Annotated in this window: 25 protein-coding genes and 1 tRNA gene; 6 read left to right on the top strand and 20 right to left on the bottom strand. The window is 37.1% G+C overall.

Going from position 1 to position 26,395, the window contains the following annotated elements; all coding sequences use genetic code 11:
• Positions 1 to 364 precede the first annotated feature (364 nt).
• Positions 365 to 2,368, top strand: a complete 2,004-nt coding sequence (gene betT / locus LW139_RS04500; RefSeq protein ID WP_227336499.1) for a choline BCCT transporter BetT — start codon at positions 365 to 367, stop codon at positions 2,366 to 2,368.
• Between the two features lie 68 nt (positions 2,369 to 2,436).
• Here the strand turns inward: betT and hpaR are convergent, their stop codons facing one another.
• Positions 2,437 to 2,874 (bottom strand): homoprotocatechuate degradation operon regulator HpaR, encoded by a 438-nt coding sequence (gene hpaR, locus LW139_RS04495; RefSeq protein ID WP_166540209.1) that lies wholly within the window; start codon positions 2,872 to 2,874, stop codon positions 2,437 to 2,439.
• Positions 2,875 to 3,464: 590 nt separating this feature from the next.
• Between hpaR and hpaC the strand changes: the two genes are divergently transcribed.
• Positions 3,465 to 3,983, top strand: a complete 519-nt coding sequence (gene hpaC, locus LW139_RS04490) for a 4-hydroxyphenylacetate 3-monooxygenase, reductase component (protein WP_109407878.1) — start codon at positions 3,465 to 3,467, stop codon at positions 3,981 to 3,983.
• Between the two features lie 598 nt (positions 3,984 to 4,581).
• Positions 4,582 to 6,069 carry a dipeptide/tripeptide permease DtpB gene (gene dtpB, locus LW139_RS04485; RefSeq protein WP_166540210.1) on the top strand — a complete coding sequence of 496 codons (1,488 nt, stop codon included), beginning with the start codon at positions 4,582 to 4,584 and terminating at the stop codon, positions 6,067 to 6,069.
• A gap of 261 nt (positions 6,070 to 6,330) precedes the next feature.
• Here dtpB and fbaA read toward each other — a convergent pair whose 3' ends face one another.
• From fbaA to dnaQ, 15 genes are all read right to left on the bottom strand, one after another.
• Complete coding sequence (gene fbaA / locus LW139_RS04480; RefSeq protein WP_072070716.1) at positions 6,331 to 7,410, bottom strand: class II fructose-bisphosphate aldolase; 1,080 nt, start codon at positions 7,408 to 7,410, stop codon at positions 6,331 to 6,333.
• A 63-nt stretch (positions 7,411 to 7,473) separates the two neighbouring features.
• Positions 7,474 to 8,637, bottom strand: a complete 1,164-nt coding sequence (pgk, locus tag LW139_RS04475; RefSeq protein WP_109407880.1) for a phosphoglycerate kinase — start codon at positions 8,635 to 8,637, stop codon at positions 7,474 to 7,476.
• An 86-nt stretch (positions 8,638 to 8,723) separates the two neighbouring features.
• Positions 8,724 to 9,743 carry an erythrose-4-phosphate dehydrogenase gene (epd, locus tag LW139_RS04470; RefSeq protein ID WP_166540212.1) on the bottom strand — a complete coding sequence of 340 codons (1,020 nt, stop codon included), beginning with the start codon at positions 9,741 to 9,743 and terminating at the stop codon, positions 8,724 to 8,726.
• Between the two features lie 257 nt (positions 9,744 to 10,000).
• Complete coding sequence (gene tkt, locus LW139_RS04465) at positions 10,001 to 11,995, bottom strand: transketolase (protein ID WP_227336498.1); 1,995 nt, start codon at positions 11,993 to 11,995, stop codon at positions 10,001 to 10,003.
• A gap of 552 nt (positions 11,996 to 12,547) precedes the next feature.
• Positions 12,548 to 13,006, bottom strand: a complete 459-nt coding sequence (locus LW139_RS04460; protein ID WP_247850684.1) for a hypothetical protein — start codon at positions 13,004 to 13,006, stop codon at positions 12,548 to 12,550.
• Entirely contained in the window at positions 12,993 to 13,385 is a 393-nt protein-coding gene (locus LW139_RS04455) for a hypothetical protein (protein ID WP_088493575.1), read from the bottom strand. The genes LW139_RS04460 and LW139_RS04455 overlap by 14 nt, the downstream gene beginning before the upstream one ends.
• A 2-nt stretch (positions 13,386 to 13,387) precedes the next feature.
• The gene (locus LW139_RS04450; RefSeq protein ID WP_109407884.1) at positions 13,388 to 13,717 is read right to left on the bottom strand and encodes a hypothetical protein; all 330 of its coding nucleotides are present in this window, start codon (positions 13,715 to 13,717) and stop codon (positions 13,388 to 13,390) included.
• 55 nt (positions 13,718 to 13,772) lie between these two features.
• On the bottom strand, positions 13,773 to 14,123 hold the full coding sequence (locus LW139_RS04445; RefSeq protein ID WP_247850683.1) for a hypothetical protein: 351 nt from the start codon (positions 14,121 to 14,123) through the stop codon (positions 13,773 to 13,775).
• Positions 14,124 to 14,207: 84 nt separating this feature from the next.
• The gene (locus LW139_RS04440; protein ID WP_247850682.1) at positions 14,208 to 14,906 is read right to left on the bottom strand and encodes a hypothetical protein; all 699 of its coding nucleotides are present in this window, start codon (positions 14,904 to 14,906) and stop codon (positions 14,208 to 14,210) included.
• Between the two features lie 222 nt (positions 14,907 to 15,128).
• On the bottom strand, positions 15,129 to 15,458 hold the full coding sequence (locus LW139_RS04435) for a hypothetical protein (RefSeq protein ID WP_247850681.1): 330 nt from the start codon (positions 15,456 to 15,458) through the stop codon (positions 15,129 to 15,131).
• Complete coding sequence (locus tag LW139_RS04430; RefSeq protein ID WP_227336491.1) at positions 15,455 to 15,808, bottom strand: hypothetical protein; 354 nt, start codon at positions 15,806 to 15,808, stop codon at positions 15,455 to 15,457. The genes LW139_RS04435 and LW139_RS04430 overlap by 4 nt, the downstream gene beginning before the upstream one ends.
• A gap of 1 nt (position 15,809) precedes the next feature.
• The gene (locus LW139_RS04425; RefSeq protein ID WP_227336490.1) at positions 15,810 to 16,355 is read right to left on the bottom strand and encodes a nuclease; all 546 of its coding nucleotides are present in this window, start codon (positions 16,353 to 16,355) and stop codon (positions 15,810 to 15,812) included.
• A 33-nt stretch (positions 16,356 to 16,388) separates the two neighbouring features.
• Positions 16,389 to 16,784: an immunity 22 family protein gene (locus tag LW139_RS04420; RefSeq protein ID WP_166540218.1), complete on the bottom strand. Its 396-nt coding sequence runs from the start codon at positions 16,782 to 16,784 to the stop codon at positions 16,389 to 16,391.
• Positions 16,785 to 16,959: 175 nt separating this feature from the next.
• Positions 16,960 to 17,036 (bottom strand) — tRNA-Asp (locus tag LW139_RS04415).
• 123 nt (positions 17,037 to 17,159) lie between these two features.
• On the bottom strand, positions 17,160 to 17,912 hold the full coding sequence (gene dnaQ / locus LW139_RS04410; protein WP_166540219.1) for a DNA polymerase III subunit epsilon: 753 nt from the start codon (positions 17,910 to 17,912) through the stop codon (positions 17,160 to 17,162).
• Positions 17,913 to 17,977: 65 nt separating this feature from the next.
• Between dnaQ and rnhA the strand changes: the two genes are divergently transcribed.
• The gene (gene rnhA / locus LW139_RS04405) at positions 17,978 to 18,463 is read left to right on the top strand and encodes a ribonuclease HI (RefSeq protein WP_109407891.1); all 486 of its coding nucleotides are present in this window, start codon (positions 17,978 to 17,980) and stop codon (positions 18,461 to 18,463) included.
• Positions 18,464 to 18,469: 6 nt separating this feature from the next.
• On the opposite strand, the gene LW139_RS04400 is transcribed toward rnhA, so the two are convergent.
• The gene (locus LW139_RS04400; protein ID WP_109407892.1) at positions 18,470 to 19,186 is read right to left on the bottom strand and encodes a methyltransferase domain-containing protein; all 717 of its coding nucleotides are present in this window, start codon (positions 19,184 to 19,186) and stop codon (positions 18,470 to 18,472) included.
• 38 nt (positions 19,187 to 19,224) lie between these two features.
• On the opposite strand from LW139_RS04400, the gene gloB reads away from it, so the two are divergent.
• Together gloB and mltD are read left to right on the top strand one after the other, a co-directional pair.
• Positions 19,225 to 19,980 carry a hydroxyacylglutathione hydrolase gene (gloB, locus tag LW139_RS04395; protein WP_166540220.1) on the top strand — a complete coding sequence of 252 codons (756 nt, stop codon included), beginning with the start codon at positions 19,225 to 19,227 and terminating at the stop codon, positions 19,978 to 19,980.
• Positions 19,981 to 20,055: 75 nt separating this feature from the next.
• Positions 20,056 to 21,390, top strand: a complete 1,335-nt coding sequence (gene mltD / locus LW139_RS04390) for a murein transglycosylase D (protein WP_109407894.1) — start codon at positions 20,056 to 20,058, stop codon at positions 21,388 to 21,390.
• 234 nt (positions 21,391 to 21,624) lie between these two features.
• Here the strand turns inward: mltD and LW139_RS04385 are convergent, their stop codons facing one another.
• From LW139_RS04385 to pyrG, 3 genes are all read right to left on the bottom strand, one after another.
• Entirely contained in the window at positions 21,625 to 23,007 is a 1,383-nt protein-coding gene (locus LW139_RS04385) for an SLC13 family permease (RefSeq protein WP_166540221.1), read from the bottom strand.
• Between the two features lie 321 nt (positions 23,008 to 23,328).
• Positions 23,329 to 24,630 (bottom strand): phosphopyruvate hydratase, encoded by a 1,302-nt coding sequence (gene eno / locus LW139_RS04380; RefSeq protein ID WP_072070732.1) that lies wholly within the window; start codon positions 24,628 to 24,630, stop codon positions 23,329 to 23,331.
• A gap of 62 nt (positions 24,631 to 24,692) precedes the next feature.
• Complete coding sequence (gene pyrG / locus LW139_RS04375) at positions 24,693 to 26,330, bottom strand: glutamine hydrolyzing CTP synthase (RefSeq protein ID WP_166540222.1); 1,638 nt, start codon at positions 26,328 to 26,330, stop codon at positions 24,693 to 24,695.
• Positions 26,331 to 26,395 lie beyond the last annotated feature (65 nt).

Genomic DNA, 26,395 nt, shown 5'->3' with positions numbered 1-26,395 from the left:
CAGATTTCAGTTTTTTTGATGAATCAAGAGCCAGTAAATTTTTACTGGCTTTTTTTGTACAAAAAAAAGACGAGGCTTGATCGATTAAGCAAAAAATGTAACCATGTTCTCCTTTTTTCAACAGGAGAAACCTATTAAAGAGCGAAAGCACCTAGCATACAAAGTTGTTACTAATTTGATTTAATTATATTTTTCTTCATTTTACGGAAAAAATAACTGACTTCCGTTCTTTTATAAAGCATCTTTCCAATTTGGTGTTTTATTCAAATTTTCTTATGAACTTTTCTTTTCTGATGACATAAACAATCAGATAGAGGGTAGCGAAAAGTCTCTTTCTAGGAAAATAACAAAAAATAGGTTAACTATGAGCCAACAAAACGATATAACGCCTCAGAAAATTAGGATAAAAATTAATCCTCCCGTTTTTTATACATCAGCACTACTCATTTCATTAATCGTTGGATTTTCTGCGCTATTTCCAGAACTTGCTAATGATAAACTAGGTCATCTTCAGGAAAACCTCTTCACAAATGCGAGTTGGTTCTACATTCTAGCCGTAGCATTGGTTTTGCTGAGTGTGACTTATTTAGGGTTCTCCCGCTTTGGTCAGATCAAGTTAGGCCCCGATCATGCACGTCCCCACTTTAGCTATTTTGCTTGGTTTGCCATGCTTTTTTCAGCAGGTATGGGAATTGGCTTAATGTTCTTCGGTGTTGCAGAACCTGTTATGCATTACCTTATGCCTCCAACGGGTGAAGCACAAACCATAGAAGCTGCTAAAGAAGCGATGCGACTAACCTTCTTCCATTGGGGATTACATGCATGGGCAATTTACGCGATTGTCGCTTTGATCTTAGCATTCTTCTCTTATCGTCATGGTTTACCGTTAACGTTGCGTTCAGCTCTTTACCCTATTATTGGTGATCGTATACATGGCCCAATTGGTCATGCTGTTGATATTTTTGCCGTTGTGGGAACTGTTTTTGGTGTTGCAACTTCTCTCGGTTTTGGTGTTTTACAAGTTAATGCAGGTTTAAATCACCTTTTTGATGTTCCTATTAATCCAACCGTGCAAGTTGTATTGATTGTTGTGATAACAGGACTTGCAACCATTTCTGTTGTTTCTGGATTAGAAAAAGGGATCCGTTTTTTATCTGAACTGAATTTAGGATTGGCAGTTGTTCTTCTTTTATTAGTCATAATCCTTGGTCCAACCGTATTGATATTAAAATCATTTGTTGAGAATACGGGGGGATATCTATCCGAAATTGTCAGTAAAACTTTTAATCTCTATGCATACGAGCCAAAATCGAGTGATTGGTTAGGTGGATGGACTCTGCTTTATTGGGGTTGGTGGCTTTCATGGTCCCCATTTGTAGGGATGTTTATTGCCCGTATTTCTCGCGGTCGTACTATTCGTGAATTTGTTATCGGTGTTCTGTTTGTTCCTGCTGGCTTTACCTTACTTTGGATGACCGTTTTTGGTAATACCGCTATTCATTTAATCAAAGATAAAGGTGCAGAAGCTCTCGCAAATATCGTACAAAAAGATGTCTCATTAGCTTTATTTGAGTTCTTAAATTATTTCCCATTTTCTTCTGTTTTATCCTTCTTTGCGATGTTGATGGTCGTTGTCTTCTTTGTGACCTCAGCTGACTCGGGTGCTATGGTCGTTGATACTTTAGCTTCAGGTGGTGATAGTGAAACACCTGTGTGGCAACGTATTTTCTGGGCAGGCTTAATGGGTGTTTCTGCAATTACTTTATTATTAGCCGGTGGTTTAACCGCGCTACAAACAGTCACTATTGCAAGTGCACTTCCCTTCTCAATGGTATTGCTTGCTTCTATTTATGGGTTAATAAAAGCATTGCGAGTGGATGTATATAAACGTGATAGCCAACAATTAACGACAATTGCTCCACCAGCAAGCCGTAATCCGATCCCTTGGCAACGCCGTTTAAGAAATATTGCCTATTTCCCTAAACGTTCTCATGTAAAACGTTTTATGGATGAAGTGATCCAACCCTCAATGGAAATGGTATCTGCCGAGCTAAGTAAACAAGCGACACAATGTATTATCCATAACGATGAAGATGATCGAATTGGTTTTGAAGTCGATTTAGGCGATGACATGAATTTCTTCTATGAAGTTCGTCTGCGTTTTTATACTCAACCCGCTTTTGCTTTAGCTGGATTAAGTGATGAAGAAAGAGACGAAGAACATAAATATTATCGCGCTGAGATTCATTTAAAAGAAGGTGGACAAGACTACGATGTCATGGGCTGGACGAAAGAACAAATCATTCACGATATTCTTGATCAGTATGAAAAACACATCCACTTCTTACATGTATTAGGTAAACAATAATATTATCTAAGTCATAACAAACAAAAAGGAGATGCTCTTGCATCTCCTTTTTTATTATCAATAATAAATTATTTCTCTGATTGTTCGATATCATCTGGATTAAGCGCAATCAGCTCTTTTAATAATCCAGCTAGTCGTTGTAGTTTTTCAGTGGAAAACTTTTGCTCAAGTAATTGATAACCTTCTTCAATTTTAGGCTGAATTTTATCGTATAAATCTTGGCCGTTTGTAGAAAGTGAAACAAAAAGTTTTCGTTGGTCACTGACAGGCTTTAATCGACAAATTAGCTCGTCTCTTTCCATTCTAATCAGAATGCCTGTTAGGCTTGGTCGAAGAATACACGATTTTTGTGCTAATTCGTGAAAATCAATAGAACGCTTATCCGCAAGCACTCGAATAATCCGCCATTGTTGTTCTGTCAGATTATGCTCTTTAAGAACAGGTCGAAAAAAACCCATCGCAGATTCCCGAGCTTGCAATAGCGCGATAGTTAATGATTCATGCATAATCAAGAAGCTCTTTATATGGTGTTATAGGTGAATGGACGAAAAATCACTCAATATAGACAGTGAAAAAGTACCGCTGTTTATGGTTTATAAAATGACTATATTCTAAGAATAGACTATTTGTTACAATTATTCATATTAACAAATAAATAAAGTTGACTCAATTTTTGCAATTTTATTCTCTTTGTGCAATTTATCACCCTTCACTTTTATTTGTTTTAACACCTCTGTTCTCAACCTTTTGCCCTATATGCAATTATTATGAGTTTACAATTTGTGTTATCCCTCTATCTATTGAAAAAAGTCGCCTGATTTGCCTATTACCTTAGTTATAAATTAGGAATAATGATCGTAGCGATAAGGTTGTCTCACATTTTTTTGAGATAAAGTTAACAGGTTGTAACAAAGAAAGATTGCTATCTTTGTTTATGCGCGGTAGCGTTACGGCTTTAAAACAACGCAACAAAGAGACCGGCAATAACATTACAACTTTGTTAGCGGAGTAGTTAGGTGATTTTTTAGTTATCTAACTAATAATTATTTTAAGTGAAGACGCCCACAGACGAGAAGTCTGGCAGTAGGAGTAAATAATGTCTGAGGAAAAACAGGCTAACCCACTTTTTCGGGATGCAATGGCAAACTTAGGTGCGGCAGTTAATATCGTTGCAACAAATGGCGATGCTGGATGCTGTGGCTTAACCGCAACAGCAGTATGTTCCGTTACTGATAACCCACCTACCGTGATGGTTTGCATCAACAGTAAAAGTCAGATGAACGCTATTTTTCAAGAAAATGGAAAATTGAGCATCAATATATTGAATCATGAGCAAGAAGAAATGGCATGTCATTTCGCCGGAATGACAGGGCTCGCGATGGCAGATCGCTTTACCCAGCCAGGATGGCAAAACGGACAATTACAACAACCCGTATTAACAAATGCACTCGCCTGCTTAGAAGGTGATATTTATGATGTTCGCCAAGTGGGCACACATTTTGTTTATATGGCTGAAATTAAAAATATTGCTGTACGTGAAGATGGTGATGGACTTATTTATTTTAAACGTCGTTTCCATTCTGTTAAAAATGAATTGGCACCTATCTCCATTTAAACTTTGGCTATTTCTGACTCAAGATAAAAACGCGCTTTCAATAAGGGCGTTTTTTATTATTAATAATATCTTTATAAAATTAAATATTTATCCAAAATAAATGAATACTTATTTAATTAAATATCAATTCCTAATTTTTAGGTCTTTATTAAACTTTTATTAACATCTGTTTGTTATAAAAGAATATCTTTAAATTATAATGAAAAAATTCTTTCTATAATCAATCAGTCACATCATCAAAAATATTTTCTTTCCACTTTCATCATGTATCTTTATTTATTTTAATTAGATTAAAATACAAACAAAAAATAGTCTTATTGACGAAATTTTATACCAAAAGCAAATTAAATAGCTTTATTTGAAAATAAACTAATGAATATTTTTTTCAATCTGGTATTAATCTTCCCTACAGTGTGATCAACCTTTGAGAAGTCATTCCATCAATATATTAGTCTACTCGACTTGCTGATTACCTTCTTAAATTTGCAAACATCACTCTAAATGCGACAGATAATGTTACCGTCATGTAACATATCTCATAAGTTTGAGTAAATAACATCGTTGTTAAAAATAAATAATAATTAGGGGCATTACAGATATGGATAAACCCGCTCAAGTCGGTTTATTACAACAGCCTAAACCATTCTTTATGATTTTCTTTGTAGAATTATGGGAACGTTTTGGTTACTACGGCGTACAAGGTATTCTTGCCGTTTATTTTGTTAGTAAACTTGGATTCTCTCAAGAACAGGCTTTTATTACTTTTGGTGCATTTTCTGCACTGGTTTATGGGCTTATTTCTATTGGTGGTTATGTTGGTGATCACTTATTAGGAACAAAACGAACTATTGTTTTAGGTGCTATTGTCTTGGCTATCGGTTATTTCATGACTGGTATGTCAATTATGTATCCTAATTTAATTTTCTATGCATTAGGAACTATCGCTGTAGGTAACGGTTTATTTAAAGCGAATCCTGCAAGCCTATTAGCAAAATGCTATCCACCTAAAGACCCCCGTCTTGATGGCGCATTTACGCTATTTTATATGTCGATAAATGTTGGTTCATTAATTTCTTTATCTATTGCGCCAGTACTTGCCGATCATTATGGATATGGACTGACTTATAATATTTGTGGTATTGGCTTAATTATCGCCTTATTGGTTTATTTCTTCTGTCGTAAGATGGTAGCAAATATTGGTTCTGAACCAGACCATTTACCAATGAATTACAACAAACTGCTATTAGTCATTGCTGGGTCTGTCGCAATGGTATTTGCTTGTGCATGGTTACTGCACAACGTAATGATTGCGAATATTGTTTTAGTCAGCTTGTCTATTATTGTTGTCTTCATTTATTTCCGTGAAGCATTTAAACAAAAAGACCGTGTTGCACGTAATAAAATGTATGTTGCTTTTGTTCTGATGTTAGAAGCTGTTATTTTCTACATTCTTTATGCACAAATGCCAACCTCACTAAACTTCTTTGCTATTCACAACGTTCATCATAATTTATTGGGTTTTGAGATCCACCCTGTAAGCTTCCAAGCTTTAAATCCATTCTGGATTATCATTGCTAGCCCAATCTTAGCCATCGTATATAGTCGTTTAGGCGCGAAAGGCAAAGACTTCTCAATGCCAGCGAAGTTTACCGCAGGAATGCTTCTGTGCTCGTTAGGATTCCTTACAGCTGCCGCATCGGGTATGTGGTTTGCAGATGCTCAAGGCTTAACATCACCTTGGTTTATCGTTCTGGTTTATTTATTCCAGAGTTTAGGTGAGCTAATGATCAGTGCATTAGGTTTGGCCATGGTTGCAGCTTTCGTACCGCAATATATGATGGGCTTTATTTTAGGTATGTGGTTCTTAACTCAAGCAACGGCCTATTTGTTAGGTGGTTATGTTGCAACCTTCACAGCAGCACCAGAAGGTATTACAGATCCACTACAGACTTTACCTATTTATACCGATGTGTTTGGTAAAATTGGTATAGTGACCTTAATTGTAGGTCTGGTTATGTGGGCAACAGTGCCCCTACTTACCCGGATGATGAAAGAAGAAAGCAAAGGCGTTAAAGTCACAGGCTAATCTTTCAGTTAATATATTACTTAATTTAAGCGTCTATTCATTAATAGACGCTTTTTTGTATCTGCTTTATCTCAATTTTAGATCTTCTTTCATGGGGATCGGATATCTCTAATAGAGACTAAAGATATTGATTATCAACATAACTTTATACCTAATTTTGCAGATAAATATCATCATAACCAAATTGCCTGATAACTTTCTATCAGACATAAAAAACCCGCCAAGTAAGCGGGTTTGTTTCATTTTAAATGAATGAATTAATTACAGAACATCAATCGCATTCAATTCTTTAAATGCTTGCTCTAAGCGAACAACCATTGATGATTGTGCTTGGCGTAACCAGTTACGTGGGTCATAGTATTTCTTGTTAGGTTTATCAGCACCTTCAGGGTTACCTAACTGACCTTGCAGATAGCCTTCGTTCTTTTTGTAGAACTGTAAAATACCATCCCAAGTTGCCCACTGAGTATCAGTATCGATATTCATTTTGATAACACCATAGCCAACAGCTTCTTTGATTTCTTCAGCAGAAGAACCTGAACCGCCGTGGAAAACGAAATCTAGGCTATTGTGTGGCAGATTGAATTTCTCTGATACGTAGTCTTGTGAGTTACGCAGAATTTTTGGCGTTAATTGAACGTTACCTGGTTTATAAACACCGTGAACGTTACCGAAAGAAGCTGCGATAGTGAAACGAGGGCTTACCGCACTCAGTTTTTCATATGCGTAAGCAACATCTTCTGGCTGAGTATACAGAGCAGAACTGTCCATACCTGTATTATCAACACCGTCTTCTTCACCACCAGTACAGCCTAATTCGATCTCTAAAGTCATATCGATTTTAGCCATACGCGCTAAATATTTAGCACAGATTTCGATGTTTTCTTCTAATGACTCTTCTGATAAGTCAATCATGTGAGAAGAGAACAGTGGTTTACCTGTTTTAGCGTAGTGTTTTTCACCTGCATCTAACAGACCATCAATCCATGGTAATAATTTTTTCGCACAGTGGTCAGTGTGCAGAATAACAGGAACACCGTAGTATTCAGCCATTTGATGCACATGGTGAGCACCAGAAATTGCACCTAAAATAGCGGCTTGCTGTGGCACATCAGATTTAAGACCTTTACCTGCGATAAATGCAGCACCACCGTTAGAGAACTGTACAATAACAGGAGAACGAACTTTCGCAGCAGCTTCTAACACAGCATTGATTGAGTCAGTACCTACGCAGTTAACCGCAGGCAGAGCAAATTTGTTTTCTTTTGCTACTGCAAATACTTTTTGTACATCATCACCCGTGATGACGCCCGGTTTCACGAAATCAAAAACTTTAGACATGTAATAAGATCCTATATTTGGAACAGGTAGAAAATAACTTTCTACCTGTATGAGCTGACTTAATTACTGTTTAGCGCGTTCTTCTAACATTGCAACAGCAGGAAGTTTTTTGCCTTCAACGAATTCTAAGAAAGCACCACCACCGGTTGAAATGTAAGAGATTTTGTCTGCGATATCAAATAAATCAATAGCTGCCAGCGTATCACCACCACCTGCGATAGAGAATGCTTCGCTATCTGCGATCGCTTTAGCAATGATTTCTGTGCCTTTACGGAAGTTAGGGAATTCAAATACGCCTACTGGGCCATTCCACAGGATAGTTTTCGCATTTTTCAGGATTTCAGCTAAACGTTCAGCTGTCACATCACCGATATCTAGCACTTGTTCATCGTCTTTGATGTCACTTGCTGATTTTAAAACAGCTTCTGCTGTTTCTGAGAATTCAGTTGCAACACGAACATCACTTGGTACTGGAATATCGCATTTTTCCATCAGTTTTTTAGCGTCATCAACTAGGTCTGCTTCATATAAAGAACGGCCTACTGGGTGACCTTCTGCTGCGATAAAGGTATTTGCGATACCACCACCAACGATTAATTGGTCAGCGATTTTTGATAAAGAATCTAATACAGTCAGTTTAGTTGAAACTTTAGAACCACCAACAATTGCAACCATTGGGCGCGCTGGTTTATCTAATGCTTTACCTAATGCTTCAAGCTCTGCTGATAACAGTGGGCCAGCACAAGCAACTTGTGCAAATTTAGCAACACCATGAGTTGATGCTTGAGCACGGTGAGCAGTACCGAATGCATCCATTACGAATACATCACATAATGCAGCGTATTGTTTAGACAGTGTTTCGTCGTCTTTCTTTTCGCCTTTGTTAAAACGAACGTTTTCAAGAACAACTAATTCACCGGCATTAACTTCAACACCGTTTAAATAGTCTTTAGCAAGGCTAACTGGTGCGGTTAATTTGTCTTTCAGATAGTCAACAACTGGTTTTAAAGAGAACTCTTCGTTGTACTCACCTTCGGTAGGACGGCCTAAGTGAGAAGTTACCATCACTTTAGCGCCTTGTTTTAACGCGGCTTCAATTGTTGGTAAAGAAGCACGGATACGCGCATCTGAAGTTACTTTACCATCTTTTACTGGAACGTTCAGGTCAGCACGGATAAGAACTCGTTTACCCGCTAGGTCTAAATCGGTCATCTTAATTACAGACATGATGAATCCTCTCATTGATTCTCTAAAATTTAGTAATCTTCTGTTCAGTGTGTTGTATTTTACGCGACACCGTCATTAAAACATGATTATTTAAAACCAGTTGTAGCCATTGCTAACGTTGTATCAAGCATCCGATTAGCAAAGCCCCATTCATTATCACACCAGACTAACGTCTTGATCAGGTGTTGCCCACTGACTCTTGTTTGAGTGCCGTCAACAATAGCACTATGAGGGTCGTGGTTAAAATCAGTTGAGACTAATGGCAATTCTGTGTAATCCACTATACCACGAAATGCGCCAGTTGCTGATTTTTGAATTAACCGATTGACATCTAACACATTTACAGCAGTTTTTACAGTGACACTTAAATCAATTGCCGTCACATTAATTGTAGGAACTCGTACAGAAATTGCCTCAAAATGATCTTTAAATTTTGGGAAAATCCGAGTAATTCCTGCGGCCAATTTCGTATCAACAGGAATGATAGATTGTCCTGCGGCACGAGTACGGCGTAAATCCTTATGATATGCATCAATCACGGGTTGATCGTTCATGGCTGCATGAATTGTTGTTACTGTTCCAGATTCTATATTAAATGCATCATCCATCATTTTAATGATAGGAATAATGCAATTTGTTGTACAAGATGCATTTGAAACAATGCGGTGTTCTTTTTTAAGTTCATGTTGATTAACACCAAAAACCACTGTTGCATCTAAATCTGTTGTACCTGGATGAGAAAAGAGCACTTTTTTTGCACCTTGTGCAATATGAGCTTCGCCATCAGTACGAGAGCCATAAGCACCACTACAATCAAGCACAACATCAATACCAAGCTCACCCCAAGGTAAATCAGTAATATCAGCATGATGAAAAAGACGAATGCTATCATCACCTACTTGCAATAAATCGTTATTAATTCGTACATCCCAAGCGAAACGTCCGTGACTGGAGTCATACTTGAGAAGATGCCCGATACCTTGTGCATCAGCCAATTCATTTATTGCAACAACCGTTATTTCAGCCCGTTTACCTGATTCATAAAGCGCTCTTAACACATTACGCCCTATACGACCAAAACCGTTAATAGCGACTCTGATTGTCATGTGACTTCCTTGATAACTAGTGATTTGCAACCGCTTAGAATAATAGAGCAAGATACTAATCAACAACGATAAATCAAGTAAATCTAGAAATTGTGCAGTCACCGACATTTTAGCATTAACTGAAACGGTTCAGCTTGTTGATAATCAGATTACGAGAAATGAGAGAAGATCGCAATAGTAAACAAAGATGGAAGGATAAAAAAAGAGCACATCTGAGAAATTCTTCCCAAAAATGTGCTCTTGTTAACACTTATTGATTATTTAAGTAAAGATTTTGCCTGTGTGACCACATTTTCAACAGTAAAACCAAACTCTTCAAATAATTCGTTTGCAGGTGCAGATTCACCGAAGCTACGCATACCTACAATCGCACCATCTAAACCAACATACTTGAACCAGTAGTCAGCAATACCAGCTTCGATAGCAACACGTGCTTTCACTGATGTTGGTAATACTGCTTCACGATAATCTGCATCTTGTTTATCAAATGCATCTGTTGCTGGCATAGAAACAACACGTACTTTACGGCCTTCGGCAGTCAGTTGATCATAAGCGCTAACCGCTAATTCAACTTCAGAACCTGTAGCAATAAAGATTAATTCAGGCGTACCAGCGCAATCTTTCAGGATGTAACCACCCTTCTCGATATTTGCTAGTTGCTCTGGAGTACGTGGTTGTTGTGCAAGATTTTGACGAGAGAAAATCAGTGCTGTTGGACCATCTTTACGATCAATTGCATATTTCCATGCAACAGCTGATTCAACTTGGTCACATGGACGCCATGTGCTCACGTTTGGAGTTACACGCAGGCTTGCCATTTGCTCAACTGGTTGGTGAGTTGGGCCATCTTCACCCAGACCGATAGAGTCATGAGTATAAACAAAGATACTGCGGATCTTCATCAGTGCAGCCATACGCACTGCATTACGCGCATATTCCATAAACATCAAGAAGGTTGCACCGTAAGGAACGAAACCGCCGTGTAATGCAATACCATTCATAATTGCAGACATACCGAATTCACGTACACCATAATGGATGTAGTTACCCGCTTTGTCTTCATTCAGCGCTTTAGAACCAGACCACATAGTCAGGTTACTTGGTGCTAAGTCCGCAGAACCCCCCATGAATTCTGGTAATACTTTACCGAATGCTTCTAATGCATTTTGAGATGCTTTACGGCTTGCAATACTTGAAGGGTTTTGTTGCAGATTTTCAATAAATGCTTTGGAATCTTTTTCCCAGTTTGCTGGTAATTCACCAGAAACACGACGTTTGAATTCAGCCGCTAATTCAGGGAACTGTGCTGCGTATGCAGCAAATTTAGCATCCCATGCAGCTTCTTTTGCTTTACCCGCTTCTTTCGCATCCCACTCTTTATAGATTTCTTGTGGAATTTCGAATGCGCCGTATTCCCAACCTAACGCTTTACGTGTTTCAGCGATTTCTGCATCACCTAATGGAGAACCGTGAGAATCAGCAGTACCTGCTTTATGAGGAGAACCAAAACCGATAGTGGTTTTACAAATCAACAGTGAAGGTTTGTCTGTGATTTGTTTTGCTGCTTCAACAGCTGCTTTGATGCTTGCTGCATCGTGACCATCGATGCCACTGATGACATGCCAGCCATAAGCGTCGAAACGTTCTGCTGTGTTATCAGTAAACCAACCATGCACTTGACCATCAATAGAGATGCCATTGTCATCATAAAATGCAATCAGTTTACCTAATTGTAATGTTCCCGCTAAAGAACACACTTCATGAGAGATACCTTCCATCATACAACCATCACCCATAAAGGCGTAGGTGTAGTGGTCAACGATGTCATGACCAGGACGGTTAAATTGAGCCGCTAATGTACGTTCTGCAATTGCAAAACCCACTGCGTTTGCAATACCTTGACCTAAAGGACCCGTTGTTGTTTCAACACCCGCGGTATAACCATATTCTGGATGACCTGGTGTTTTAGAATGCAATTGACGGAAGTTTTTCAGATCATCTAAAGAAACTTCATAACCAGACAGGTGCAGTAAGCTATAAATCAGCATTGAAGCATGGCCGTTAGATAATACGAAACGGTCACGATCAGCCCAGTTAGGGTTAGTCGGGTTATGATTTAAAAAATCACGCCATAATACTTCTGCAATATCAGCCATACCCATAGGGGCGCCAGGGTGTCCTGATTTAGCTTTTTGCACAGCATCCATACTTAAAAAACGGATCGCATTAGCAAGGGTTTTACGAGTGGTCATTTTCTACTCCAAGTCGGATAAAAAGCATCTAGATAGCTGATTCTCTCAATGCGGGCAAAAAACCGCAATATAAAAAATCCACAAAGGTGGCTATCGTAATTAGCATAAAGCAATAATTCTTTGATTTGCACGGCATTTTTTACGATCAAAGCGGAAAATAACATTACACCACCGCATTGTTGCGCAACAAAAAGCAAAAAAGATAATGATTTGCGCAATTGAGAAGCGTGCTATTAAACCTTAGCTTGATATGACTAATCAAGATAAAATTTCATTACCTAATTATCCATCAAATCAAATAAATACCGTATTTGTTTTAATTATAGCCTAATAACTGACTGAACTTGTTACAAGGACGTAGAATTATAAGAGCTTAAAAAAGATAAAAAGCAGATAATTCACTGATTCAGTAATAAAAATATTATTTACATCATATATAACTAAAAGGAAAAATCAGCGTAGCGTAAATGTTACTTTTTAATATCAATAGCAAAGAATAAATTTAATTCTATTTGTCCCTGTGAGTGAAAACTCTTTTTAAGCAACTGACGATTAAATCACCACTAATTTCTTTTTATAAAAACCTATCGGAAAATGACCTTGGTAGTAAATCTGAATGATCTTTTCCCAGCTGTCACCATAATTGAAGTATTTTTCAGTAAGATACTGCCTAAATGCGTAACATATCGCATTTCTTGCTGCAATTTTGAAGTTATGTGCATCGTATTGAAATTGACTGTCTGGTACAGAGAAAACTTTTAGACTCTCTATCACGGCTTTACTGACGACTAATCGCATCTCGACCAAATCTTTGGGATATTCTTGTTTTATATAGAAAGGATCATCTTGCGTGGGAGAAGTTGGCAACCATTCAACATTTAAAGACGATTCAAAACAAGCTTGGATACTTTGAAAATAGATAATCTTTTTATCATCGAAGCTTCCCTTTCCCATATTAGAAAAGAAAAGTGTAATGCTGATTTTTTGTTGGATTTCGTTAAAAAAGCTCATTGCTAATAGACTCAATTATTTCTACGTTAATTCTGTCTGATTTCAACATAACATACTGATTTTCAATATGTGAATATTGATAAAATAGATCATCTTCAAAAACTAAATTAGTGACAATAAACTTATTATCAAGCAATTTACCATTTAATTGATAAGCAAAAGAATTTCCAATTTGAGTCAACGACATAACGTGATCATTTGATGGTTTAATCTCAATATCATCAAAAAACATTAATACTAACTCAACTAAATAGACCTCCCCTATCACAAATACATTGGGCTCATTAATAAAACAACAAATTTCATATTCACCAAAAGAGAGTGTAACTTCTTCTTCCACATAAGGATTGAGGGCAACAACTCTAGCAAAATATTTCATTCTTATTCTGGCCCATCCCATTTTAGTTGGTCTTTTAAATGCTCAGGTACAATCTCAAATAAGCGCTTAATATTTTTCTTATGCACATTATAATTATCACAAATTCTTTCACTAGCATTATCTAAGTAATACTTGGCCTGTACATTAAGAAAGTGGATATCGTTATTAGTCATCTCTTCCGTAGGTAAAGTACCAACAACATTATGTAGTAATTCAGCTTCAAAACCACAGGATTTGTTTTTTCCTTTACGGATAAAACTGTGTGTTTGAACATTTCGAATATGGGATAATGACCACCATAACATTTCAGAGTAAATTTCTATTTTTTTCATTTTAATGCGTAATATCCTTTATAGTAATTGGATCCTTGCCAGAATAAATTTTAATTTAACTATTATTATCTTCCACTAACGCTAAAAAATGATCTTGAAGATCGCCTTGGATTTCTTCATTATCATAAATAAGCTGAAAATCTTCATCGATATTATTAACAAAATGAGTACCGTCTAGCATTCCGAATATTGTTGATGCGGTATCTGTCATCACGATTTTCATCATATTAATCACTGACTGCTTTTCTTTTTCTGATAAATTAACAAAAATCTTATTCACTTGAGAAAAAGTACCTTCATGATAACTCTCTGGATCTTGTCTATTTAATCTTTCACTATACTGTTTTAGGTTATCTTCAAATAACTCTTTGTATATTTCATTAATAATAAATTTATCTTTTCTCATGATTAACACACTAGTTAAAACAAATCATAACTTAATAAAAGTAATATAGCCTACTATTATTTTATCTTGAAACTTATGACAGTTTTATTTTAATTCTAAAATAAAGAAATCTTCTAATATAGAAACCATTTCTTCCGCTAGAGATGGATAATATCCAGAAGGTATCGTACTATCAATAGCCATAAATGATAAATTACTATCAACCCAGGTTATTTTTCTTTCTGGAATTTCAGCTATATCAATAAATAAATCTCTAACTGCATCAAGATTACTCCCCATATAACCATAAGGACCTAATAAGGAATATCCCAATTCACAAAAGAAAGAATAGTAATCTTGAATATATTTCCCCTCAATCACTAACTCATCTTTTAAAATTTTTCTAGGAAATCCATTTTTAACATAACTCGCTGAGATATATATTTTTTTTAATTCACCACTCATTTCCAACCAAATTCTTTCTTTACTATCCTCATGGAATTCAAGTAATGAAACCACACCAGAAACATACATCCCTGAAGTAAAATAAGAATCTACAATTAAGTTATTTCCATAATAATGATATTTAATTAAATTAAAAGAAAATTCTAATCGACCATCATAATTTTGAGAAACCACATAATAACTCTTACCTTTTTCAAGATGTAAAACTTTATCTTTCAATCCAATAAAAATAAATGATTGTGTTTTATTTGTATTTTTATAGTCATAACATTCGACTAAATTTTCAAATGAAAAAATTAAATTATTTTCATAGTCTAATACTTGATATGGTCCAATCATACTATTTCCTTATAATACTTATTGAAGATTCACTATTTCAATATAGAATTGAATTTATTTATACCACAATATCAACTGCAACATAAAGTTAGATAAGATTTATTTATAATAAATTAGGCTTGATAAAGAATAAATTCTACTAAAAATTCAGCATGAGAATAATATAATAATACTTAACTTAAATTTCCTCGATGAAAGTATCATAATTATTATCCAATTGTATTAAATCCAACGCCCCATAGGTGAATTTTCTCTCAGATTTTTATCAATCAATTCTGGTGTAATGATTTTTTGTTCAATAACAGGAGGCATGATTTCATCTAGAATTTCGCAATCAATATGGCAACCAGTATTATGAAATATAAGGTTTAGAGCCTCATCAATTAATACGTGTTCACCATGTTCTTTCATTTCAAGGATAAACTGAACAATGGCTTGTTTTATTTCTTTATTTTTACTGTATTCGGCTTGTTCAGTTTCAAATTCTTGATAATAAAAGTGGTCGAGCGTTTTAGATAGCATACTTAAACGTAAATAAAATTCCGTGTTCATAAATTAATCCTAAATATCCCTAAGACTATGATTTGATACCGCGCAGGCTGTCTTTCACCAATAGCAAATAAGCCAAGCAACTGCATATTTTCTTTTTTTGATTTTTGAATATCATACATTACCGATAATCCATCATAGTTATAGTGCATTCCTAAATTTAAAGTCAGTCCTTTAACCTTATTTATTACCTGCTGTTTTACATCTTTATCTAGGCTGTTTAAGTCTCTTAATTGCGTTACGCTAACTAACATATCTTCATCATAATAAGGGCATTGAATAAGATGATTTAACTGATAAAAATCATCTTCAAAACCATCATAAACTAGCTCTTTTTTCTTTATATTTTTCATCTTATTCAGGTTTTAATTGATACCAAAATGAAGTTGTTTTAGATGAGGTTAGCTCAATAATTCTATCTGGCGAAATATCCGTTAAAAACAGAGTGGCAACTGCGCGAAAAAAAGCAAAAAAATTCACTGCAATATGTTCGAAACTATCCATAGATGACTCACTCGTCATTACAAAAATATTCCCTGTTTGAGTATTTAATAAGAGGGTATAAGGATCTGACAGTGCAATAACAATGACGTTTTCAGGCCGTTCATCACCAATCCACCATTGAGTAAACTGATTGGGGCTATTTAGCATAAAAAGCCTTTCAAGATAATCTTCACCACAGCCAAAACTGATATTAAATAATGAGAAATTATCTAAATTATAGAGAGAGATAAAAGAGGCAAAATCATCAGGAAGGGAGAGTGTTAGCATCTGTTCTAGTAAATCTAAACCAGTAAGAGGTGTTGTCCTTTTAAAAAGAATGAAATCATTAAAATCTTCGCCTAAAGGAGAAAATTTATCTTCTAGCGCTTTTGTGATTTCATCAAACGTTAATAGCATGATTAGTCCAGACTAAATTAATTTTTAAACCAGTTAATCACCATTATATTCGCCAATATAATGTAAATTATTATAGGTTTGATTATCGCTCTTTTTGATAACAAGCTCAGGATCTTGATACCAAAATATAGCATTCGCACTTTTAATTCCTAGTTCTTCACATTTAGCTTTAATGAACGATATTTCACTTTCATCAACAGCAGCATCTACCAAAACCTCGTCAAGCGTAACATCGTTATCAAAGCGATGAATAACACCAATAAAATCTTCGTCGTACCACACTACTCCCAGATCTTTGCAAAATCCACATACTCTATAATTAGGAGAGTCAATTCCGTCTTCCTCAGAGTAATCTAATTCAAAATAGTACATATATTCTTCTTCAGAAGAAAAATTACTGCCAATCCATAAATGTACTCTATTTTCCATATTGATTACCCTGCGAAATGCCATTGAGCATAGCATTAATATCATTAATAAATTCTAAGATAGTGATATCAAATATTGAAAGCAAGAAATAGTGACTTAGAAAAATAAGAGAAGAGAAAATTGTTGAGGCAGTAAAACGCAAAAACCCCAGCATAAATGCTGGGGTTTGGAATGTTGGCGGAACGGACGGGACTCGAACCCGCGACCCCCTGCGTGACAGGCAGGTATTCTAACCAACTGAACTACCGCTCCGCGTATCCTTTCGGACGAGGTGAATATTACGAATCTCTTGCCTTGTCGTCAACTGTTTTTCTAACAAAAAGATGCATTTGGATAGTTTTTAATCTCAGCTAACTATTTCTGCTTTTTTTATATTCAAACGGCCTCATCATTTGATGCCGGACGCCACAAACAATGCCCGCCTTTTTTCTCAACTAAATCTAATCGAGACTCGTGTTCAGCAAGTTCTTCTGCGGTTGCTCTTATTACTCTTAATCCTGAAACAGGGCGTTCGATACGTTGGATATCATTTTGCTCTTGTTCGTTACTTGATTCGCCATCCATTGAAAATGCTAATGCTGTTTGCCCACCAGTCATTGCCAAGTAGACATCAGAAAGTATTTCAGCATCCAATAACGCGCCGTGAAGAGTACGTTTAGAGTTATCTATTAAGTATCTATCACATAAGGCATCAAGATTATTTCGCTTACCGGGAAATAATGCCCTCGCCATTGCAAGGCTATCGGTAATTTGGCAGAACGTTTCGGTAAGTGGAATATCACGATTAAGCTTTCTAAACTCATAGTCCATAAAGCCGATATCGAACGAGGCGTTATGAATGATCAGCTCTGCACCACGAATATATTCTAAAAACTCGTCAGCAATATCAGCAAAAGAAGGACAATCTTCTAAAAACTCATCACTAATACCGTGAACTTCAAACGCTTCAGGATCAACTAATCTTTCGGGCTTAATATACACATGGAAATTTCGCCCTGTTAATCGACGATTGATAACCTCTACGGCACCAATTTCAATGATATTATGACCTTCATAATGAACGCCCAGCTTATTCATACCGGTAGTTTCGGTATCAAGTACAATTTGTCGTGTGATTGGAGTGCTCATAATCCGTTTTTATGTCAGACTTAGGGTTAGTTTTTCGTATTAATCAAAAAGGATAAGTCGCCTTTATGCACAAGCAGGTAGAAATATTCACCGATGGTTCATGCTTAGGCAACCCTGGCCCCGGTGGTTATGGCGCTATTTTACGCTATCAACAACATGAAAAAACCCTAAGTGAAGGTTTTTTTATGACCACCAATAACCGAATGGAACTTCTTGCCGCTATCGTAGCATTAGAAACATTAAAATTCCCTTGTAAAATTACACTGACAACAGATAGCCAATATGTCAGACAAGGTATTACACAGTGGATCCATAGCTGGAAAAAGCGCCAGTGGCGTAAAGCAGACAAAAGTCCTGTACTTAATGTCGATTTATGGAAACGCTTAGATAGTGCTATTACTCGTCATGAAATTGAATGGCATTGGGTAAAAGGCCATGCTGGTCATGATGAAAATGAACGTTGTGATGAATTAGCGAAAGCAGCCGCGCAAGCACCAACTCAAGAAGACACAGGTTATATCGAAAGCCAAAAAGATAAAACCATAGATTAGTAAGCATTATGGCTCTGGATGATTACGTGTAGCCCCTAAAACTCGACCTTTTACACTCATGCGTGGCAATGCAAATTTCAAGGCGGTGGGTGTTAAAGGAAGTGTTCTTTTACGTGCAATGATTAAATTTAAACAGCCACCGATGTGATAGCGGCTACCATCACGTTTTATTGGTCTCGAAAATGGCATAATCTGGAAATTCTGTTGTGTCATCACTTCATAATTTAACACACTAAGCCAATCTATTTGGCGACGAAGTGAAAACATACGACTGGAGTAAGGCTGTTTTTGTCGTAATATCGGCGTGCATTTCCCAAGCCCTAATAAACTAATGGGGTTAAAGCTCGTTAATACAATCCAGCCATCATCAATTAAAACGCGATCTACTTCTCGTAATAGCCAATGGGGGTCTGCACTATAATCCAGTACATGCGCCATAAGGCAAACATCAATCGATTTATTTTCAAAGGGTAAATAATCTAAAGAGGCAATAACATCTGCATTTATTTTATTAGATGTCACATTGACTTGATGTGAAACGATACTTAATTTGGTATCCAGTTCGGCACTGAGTTGACCGAGTTTTAATAAATGAAAGCCATAAATTTTCGGCCACCAATTTTGTAAACGTAGTTCGATAGCCATGCGATAATATTCCCCCCAAGGAATATCGCGCCAAGAATCTGGCATCATAATTGGTTTTGCTGAACGAGCTGCTTTCATCGTTTAACCCTTTATAATTTATAAGTAAGGTAACTTATATGGAGCTTATCAGAATTCCTGCTTTATCCGATAACTACATTTGGCTATTAAGTAATGAAAATAGTGAATGTGTGATTGTTGATCCTTCACAAGCCAAACCTGTTATTGAAATGCTCACACAACGCTCACTAACACCTATCGCGATTTTATTAACTCATCATCATGATGATCATGTTGGTGGTGTTGCTGAACTTGTAAAAAAATATCCTAATATTGACGTTTTCGGCCCACAAGAAACACAAAGTAAAGGAGCTGAAAATATTATTCATAATCAAGAGCACATTATTGTTGGCTCATTTACTTTTAATGTAATTGGCACGCCAGGCCATACATTGGGTCATGTTGCTTATTATTGCGAACCTTATCTGTTTTGTGGCGATACACTTTTTTCTGGTGGTTGTGGTCGTTTATTCGAAGGTACTGCACAACAAATGTTCAGTTCATTACAAAGATTAAGTTCATTACCTGATAACACATTAATTTGTTGTGCTCATGAATACACCCTATCGAATATGACCTTTGCACACCATATCATGCCAGAAAATGCGCTTATTACCGATTATTTAGCCCAAGTTAGTGAAATGCGTAAGAAATTACAACCTACAGTGCCAATAACGCTGAAAAATGAAAAGAACATTAATCTTTTTTTGAAATCTGACGATATTGATTTACAAAGGATTTTAGGTATAACCACTAACACTTATGCTCCAATTAAGACATTTACAAAATTAAGGGAATTAAAAGATAACTTTTAATACCTATTAGTTGTTTTATTTTGGCACACTAAGTATCATTTGGTTCAAAAAACACACAGGATGAATTTTTCTATTATGAAGACAAAAGCGATTTTGTTCTCCATATTGCTATTGGCAGGCTGCCAGCAATCTGAGAACATTAAACCTAATTTGTCTGCGATAACGCCAACATCAACAAAAGGGACTTCAACTTCTCACCAACCTCAATATGATGTCAAAACCAATTTATGGGGTTATGTGATAAGTGAATTAAAAATGGATCTCCCTGAAAATGAAAGGATCTCGCAGCAAGAATTATATTTTTTAAATAATCCCAAACATATACAAAGCGTTGCTTCTCGCGCCGAACCTTATATGTATTCGATTATTGATGAAATTGAAAAACGTGAATTACCGATGGAGCTAGCTTTAGTTCCTGTGGTTGAAAGTGCGTTTAATCCCCATGTTACCTCTTCTGCAAATGCAGCTGGCTTATGGCAATTTGTTCCAATAACTGGTAATTACTATGGTTTAGCACAAAACCAATGGTATGACGGTCGTCGTGATGTTATGGCGTCAACCAAAGCCGCACTTGATTTACTTGAACGCCTGTATGTAATGTTTGATAGTGATTGGGCACTTGCCCTTGCTGCTTATAACGCTGGTGAAGGCCGTGTTATGCAAGCAATAAAGGCAAATGAAAGTAAAAATCTACCAACAGACTATTGGTCACTCTCTTTACCTAAAGAAACAATGAATTATGTCCCTAAAATTCTTGCTTTAAGTAAAGTTATTCGTGAAAACGAAGAAAATATTACTTTTCCAAAAAGTAACTATCGCGATAAAGCGTTAGCTTCCATTGATGTTGGTGAACAGATCACATTAAATAAAGTTGCTGAATTAAGTCAGCTACCTATTAATACTGTGAAAGATTATAACCCAGGCTATAAACGTGGAATAACCGCACCTAATGGCCCTCATGTCATTATGTTGCCTCGCAATAAGCTTGATCAATTCCGTAACGCTTTTGAAGATGAAGCGGTATTAGAGACTATTCGCTTAGCAGTTGCCAAAACAAATCAGTCAATTAAGCAAGAGGGTGTTTATAAAGTTCGCTCTGGGGATTCATTTTACGCTATTGCTCGTCGCTACAATATGAGCATAAAAGACTTACAACGTATTAATGGATTAAATGCAAAAAGCACCCTATTAGTAGGACAAACATTAAAAATTCATAATGCGGGTAGTACCAGTAATACCACGGTAACAAAACCGGCAAAACCGTCTCCGAGTTATTACAAAGTTCGACAGGGAGATTCTTATTACAGCATCGCTCGTCGTCACGGTATTAACCTTAAATTATTAATGAGTTGGAACTCAGACATTAAAATGTTAAAGCCGGGTACACAACTTACACTTTATACAAAATAATTAACTTATTTTCTATTTTAAATAGCCATCAATGTTATGACATTTTTAGTCTTAATATTGATGGTTTTTTATAGCTCCTAAAAGCCATATCACCTCTCCTTTTTCTAGAGCAATCCCTATGATAACTAAGATGACAACCCAAATAACAGATAAGAAACAGGCAATAAAAAAGCGCCTGATATAACTATCAAGCGCTCTATTTTTATCTCATCAAGGCTAATTTAGCGTATTGACTTACAACCAGAAGAACCAAGCAAACAGAGAGATAACTAAGATACACACTAAGTTTAGCACACCACCTACTCGTACCATCTCTGTCTGTTTAATATAACCAGAGCCAAAGACAATCGCATTTGGTGGGGTTGCAACAGGTAACATGAACGCACAAGATGCGCCGATACCGATAATCATAGTTAACGCCATTACTGGCATACCTAATGCTTGTGCTACAGTTGCAAAGATTGGCACTAATAACGCCGCACTCGCAGTATTACTGGTAAATTCAGTTAATACGATGATAAAGGTTGTTACTGCAAGGATAATCACGAACCAGTGGCTTGCACCGAAGGTTTCTTTCATGAAATCTGCCATCACAAGGCTTGCACCAGAAGACTGTAAAATAGCGCTCAGTGTTAAACCACCACCGAACAGCATTAATACGCCCCACTCTGTGTTCTCTTGAATTTGGCTCCAACTTGCTACACCTGTTACACCTATAACAATTGCTGCGCTGACCGCAATCACAGTATCAAGATCTTTTACGCCACCAAAAGCACTACTGATGAAAGAGCTGAAGATCCAGCATACGACAGTAACTAAGAAGATGATCATGGTAATAACACGTTTGTTATTCCACTCCAATACTTCTAATTTCAGGTCAAACTTATGTTTTAAGTTAGGACGTAACATCAGATACATAACGATAAACATGATAGGTAATAATACCAACATGATTGGAATACCGTACTTCATCCACGTAATGAAATCTAAGTTTAATTGAGCAGCAGCAATCGCATTTGGCGGACTACCCACTAACGTACCTAAACCACCGATACTCGCACTATAAGCAACACCTAATAATACGAATACGAAAGTATTACGTTCTGAACGAATATCTAAGTTAGATAAAATACCTAATACTAAAGGCAACATCATCGCAGCTGTAGCTGTGTTACTGATCCACATAGAAAGCAATGCAGTAACACCAAATAACAGCAATACAGCGATTGAAAGCTTACCTTTTGCAATCATCAACAAACGGTTAGCAATTAAGCGGTCTAACCCTTGAATATGAAGCGCCGTTGCTAAAGCAAATCCACCAAAGAATAAGAAAATAATAGGATTCGCAAATGATTTTAATGACTCATTGGTATTCAATAGCCCTAAGACGACAGCTAAGATAGGAATAAATAATGCAGTGATCGTAACGTGAATAGCTTCGGTTAGCCATAACACACCCACAAACACCATTAATGCTAGACCTGCATTGGCCTTCGGATCATAAGGTAAAAATTCTAGCAAAAGTAATAATAAAACTACATCGATTGCCAGAATGATCAACCCTCGTTTATTTATCGGGCTCGACTTCGCCGATGGGGCTAAATTGGACGCGTCCATGATAATACTCCACATTAGCTGATATGAACATTGGGTTCACTAAGCCATAATTGTTAACGAAATAGGTTATATGTGAAATATAAAAACATTTCTCGTCATTGAAAATGCGCAAAACTAATAATTGGGATCTCATCCACGAGAATTAACCAATTTATTAATAAAAGAGTAATAATTGAACACTATTTCCTCTTACACATCACACTTTTTTAAAGATGTTAAGAATAAATATTCTGTTTTTTCTGAAAAAAAATCAAAAAAAAGGGGAGAACTTAAGGTTCTCCCCTTTCAGATTAATAAGATTTTTTAATCAAACAAGCAAGATTATGCTTGGCCTTTAACTTCTTTCAGACCATTGAAAGGCGCTTTGTTACCTAATGCTTCTTCGATGCGGATCAGTTGGTTATATTTAGCAACACGGTCAGAACGGCTCATAGAACCCGTTTTGATTTGGCCTGCTGCTGTACCAACTGCTAAGTCAGCGATAGTTGCATCTTCAGTTTCACCAGAACGGTGAGAGATCACAGCGGTGTAGCCTGCATCTTTCGCCATTTTGATTGCAGCTAAAGTTTCTGTCAGTGAACCAATTTGGTTGAATTTGATCAGAATTGAGTTAGCGATGCCTTTGTCGATACCTTCTTTCAGGATCTTAGTGTTAGTTACAAACAGGTCGTCACCAACCAGTTGGATTTTGTCACCAAGAACTTTAGTTTGGTATGCGAAACCGTCCCAGTCAGATTCGTTTAAACCATCTTCGATAGAAACGATTGGGTACTGTTTAGTCAGTTCTTCTAAGTAATGAGTGAACTCTTGTGAAGTGAAGGTTTTACCTTCGCCTTTCAGTTCGTAGTTACCAGTTTCATTGTTATAGAACTCAGAAGCTGCACAGTCCATAGCCAGAGTAACGTCTTTACCTAAAACGTAACCTGCTTTCTCAACTGCTTCTTTGATAGCAGCTAATGCAGCAGCGTTAGATTCTAAGTTTGGTGCATAACCACCTTCGTCACCAACTGCAGTGTTCATACCTTTTGCTTTCAGCACTTTTGCTAAGTGATGGAAGATTTCTGAACCCATACGTACAGCTTCTTTCAGTGAAGGTGCGCCAACAGGTTGGATCATGAATTCTTGGATATCAACGTTATTATCTGCGTGTTCACCACCATTGATGATGTTCATCATTGGCAGAGGCATAGAATATTGACCGTGAGTACCATTCAGATCAGAAATGTGCTCGTACAAAGGCATACCTTTTGCAGCAGCTGCTGCTTTTGCGTTTGCTAAAGAAACCGCTAGGATTGCGTTTGCACCAAAGTTTGATTTGTTTTCAGTACCGTCTAAATCGATCATGATTTTATCGATGTTAGCTTGGTCTTTTGCATCTTGGCCAAGGATAGCTTTAGCGATTGGACCATTAACAGCTGAAACCGCTTTCAGAACACCTTTACCTAAGAAACGTGATTTATCACCATCACGTAATTCTAATGCTTCACGAGAACCTGTTGATGCGCCTGATGGAGCAGCCGCCATACCAACAAAACCACCTTCTAAATGAACTTCAGCTTCAACAGTTGGGTTGCCACGAGAATCAATAATTTCACGACCAAGTACTTTAACGATTTTGGACATTCGGTTTTCCTCTGTACAAGTTAAATTTCCGAGAAGAGATACCCTATCTCTTCTCATATATCCTATTTCAGCAAACCTTTTTGGTTATCAAAGGCTGCTTTCACAAAGCCTGCAAATAACGGATGGCCGTCACGCGGCGTTGAGGTAAACTCTGGGTGGAACTGACAAGCCACAAACCAAGGATGGTTTGGATTTTCAATAATTTCCACCAGCTTGTTATCTACTGAACGACCTGCAATACGTAAACCCGCATCTTCGATACGTTTTAAAAGTAGATTATTTACTTCATAACGGTGACGATGGCGTTCTGTAATGGTGTTTTTTCCATACAGTGTACGTACTAAGCTATCACCACTTAAATGGCAAGGCTGAGCACCGAGGCGCATCGTGCCACCTAAATCACTATCATCTGAGCGTACTTCAATGTTGCCGTCTTCATCGCGCCATTCGGTAATTAATGCGATAACTGGATATTTACAATCTGGTGCAAATTCAGTGGAGTTTGCACCTTCCATACCAACAACATTACGTGCAAATTCAATCATAGCAACCTGCATACCTAAGCAAATGCCTAAGTAAGGGATTTTATTTTCACGCGCATATTGAGCAGCCATAATCTTGCCCTCAATACCACGTTCACCAAAACCGCCCGGTACTAAAATTGCATCTAACCCTTTAAGCATTTCTACGCCACGGGTTTCAACATCTTGTGAATCAATTAGTTTGATATTTACAGTAACACGGCTTTTGAAACCACCATGTTTTAATGCTTCAATCACTGATTTATAGGCATCTGGTAATTCAACATATTTACCAACCATACCAATGGTGACTTCGCCTTCAGGATTAGCTTCTTCGTAAATAACTTGTTCCCACTCTGCAAGATTTGCAACTGGGCAATCCAAGCTGAATCGTTTACAGATATAATCATCTAATCCCTGTGATTTCAATAGTGCAGGGATTTTATAAATGGAATCGACGTCTTTTAATGAAATAACCGCTTTCTCTGGCACATTACAAAACAGTGCAATTTTGGCACGTTCGTTTGCAGGAATAACGCGGTCTGAACGACAAATCAACGCATCAGGTTGAATACCGATTGACAGTAGTTCTTTTACAGAATGCTGTGTTGGTTTAGTTTTCACTTCACCTGAAGCAGCTAAATAAGGCACTAATGTTAAATGCAGATAGAAGGTATGCTCACGACCCACTTCTGCTGCCATTTGGCGAATCGCTTCTAAGAATGGTAAAGATTCGATATCACCAACTGTCCCGCCGATTTCAACTAAAACGACATCATGGCCTTCACCGCCACGGATGATGCGTTCTTTGATTTCATTAGTGATATGAGGAATAACTTGAATTGTAGCCCCAAGATAGTCACCACGACGCTCTTTGCGTAACACTTCAGAGTATACGCGACCTGTCGTAAAGTTATTACGACGGGTCATTTTCGTGCGAATGAAGCGCTCATAGTGTCCTAAGTCGAGATCAGTTTCAGCACCATCGTCAGTGACGAAGACTTCCCCGTGCTGAATTGGGCTCATAGTACCTGGATCGACGTTGATATACGGATCCAACTTCATCATGGTGACATTGAGTCCACGGGCTTCGAGTATAGCCGCCAGAGAGGCTGCGGCAATGCCTTTACCCAGAGAGGATACGACCCCGCCGGTCACAAAAATATAATTCGTTTTCATGCTGAACCTGAAAGTTTAGGTGTATTAGGATGATGGATATAACTGGACGGGAACACAGTATACCC

It is taken from the genome of Proteus vulgaris (assembly GCF_023100685.1).
Lineage (GTDB): Bacteria > Pseudomonadota > Gammaproteobacteria > Enterobacterales > Enterobacteriaceae > Proteus.
This window is presented reverse-complemented; position numbering and strand designations above follow the sequence as displayed.

Bases quoted from the DNA above. Each gene is read 5' to 3' on its own strand.
- LW139_RS04440 (WP_247850682.1), bottom strand. From the start codon at position 14,906: ATGATTGGACCATATCAAGTATTAGACTATGAAAATAATTTAATTTTT.
- LW139_RS04420 (WP_166540218.1), bottom strand. From the start codon at position 16,784: ATGGAAAATAGAGTACATTTATGGATTGGCAGTAATTTTTCTTCTGAA.
- hpaC (WP_109407878.1), top strand. From the start codon at position 3,465: ATGTCTGAGGAAAAACAGGCTAACCCACTTTTTCGGGATGCAATGGCA.
- LW139_RS04435 (WP_247850681.1), bottom strand. From the start codon at position 15,458: ATGAACACGGAATTTTATTTACGTTTAAGTATGCTATCTAAAACGCTC.
- rnhA (WP_109407891.1), top strand. From the start codon at position 17,978: ATGCACAAGCAGGTAGAAATATTCACCGATGGTTCATGCTTAGGCAAC.
- pyrG (WP_166540222.1), bottom strand. From the start codon at position 26,330: ATGAAAACGAATTATATTTTTGTGACCGGCGGGGTCGTATCCTCTCTG.
- eno (WP_072070732.1), bottom strand. From the start codon at position 24,630: ATGTCCAAAATCGTTAAAGTACTTGGTCGTGAAATTATTGATTCTCGT.
- mltD (WP_109407894.1), top strand. From the start codon at position 20,056: ATGAAGACAAAAGCGATTTTGTTCTCCATATTGCTATTGGCAGGCTGC.
- LW139_RS04400 (WP_109407892.1), bottom strand. From the start codon at position 19,186: ATGAAAGCAGCTCGTTCAGCAAAACCAATTATGATGCCAGATTCTTGG.
- LW139_RS04450 (WP_109407884.1), bottom strand. From the start codon at position 13,717: ATGAAAAAAATAGAAATTTACTCTGAAATGTTATGGTGGTCATTATCC.
- pgk (WP_109407880.1), bottom strand. From the start codon at position 8,637: ATGTCTGTAATTAAGATGACCGATTTAGACCTAGCGGGTAAACGAGTT.
- LW139_RS04430 (WP_227336491.1), bottom strand. From the start codon at position 15,808: ATGAAAAATATAAAGAAAAAAGAGCTAGTTTATGATGGTTTTGAAGAT.
- LW139_RS04445 (WP_247850683.1), bottom strand. From the start codon at position 14,123: ATGAGAAAAGATAAATTTATTATTAATGAAATATACAAAGAGTTATTT.
- hpaR (WP_166540209.1), bottom strand. From the start codon at position 2,874: ATGCATGAATCATTAACTATCGCGCTATTGCAAGCTCGGGAATCTGCG.
- LW139_RS04460 (WP_247850684.1), bottom strand. From the start codon at position 13,006: ATGAGCTTTTTTAACGAAATCCAACAAAAAATCAGCATTACACTTTTC.
- tkt (WP_227336498.1), bottom strand. From the start codon at position 11,995: ATGACCACTCGTAAAACCCTTGCTAATGCGATCCGTTTTTTAAGTATG.
- dnaQ (WP_166540219.1), bottom strand. From the start codon at position 17,912: ATGAGCACTCCAATCACACGACAAATTGTACTTGATACCGAAACTACC.
- LW139_RS04455 (WP_088493575.1), bottom strand. From the start codon at position 13,385: ATGAAATATTTTGCTAGAGTTGTTGCCCTCAATCCTTATGTGGAAGAA.
- epd (WP_166540212.1), bottom strand. From the start codon at position 9,743: ATGACAATCAGAGTCGCTATTAACGGTTTTGGTCGTATAGGGCGTAAT.
- LW139_RS04425 (WP_227336490.1), bottom strand. From the start codon at position 16,355: ATGCTATTAACGTTTGATGAAATCACAAAAGCGCTAGAAGATAAATTT.
- dtpB (WP_166540210.1), top strand. From the start codon at position 4,582: ATGGATAAACCCGCTCAAGTCGGTTTATTACAACAGCCTAAACCATTC.
- LW139_RS04385 (WP_166540221.1), bottom strand. From the start codon at position 23,007: ATGGACGCGTCCAATTTAGCCCCATCGGCGAAGTCGAGCCCGATAAAT.
- fbaA (WP_072070716.1), bottom strand. From the start codon at position 7,410: ATGTCTAAAGTTTTTGATTTCGTGAAACCGGGCGTCATCACGGGTGAT.
- gloB (WP_166540220.1), top strand. From the start codon at position 19,225: ATGGAGCTTATCAGAATTCCTGCTTTATCCGATAACTACATTTGGCTA.
- betT (WP_227336499.1), top strand. From the start codon at position 365: ATGAGCCAACAAAACGATATAACGCCTCAGAAAATTAGGATAAAAATT.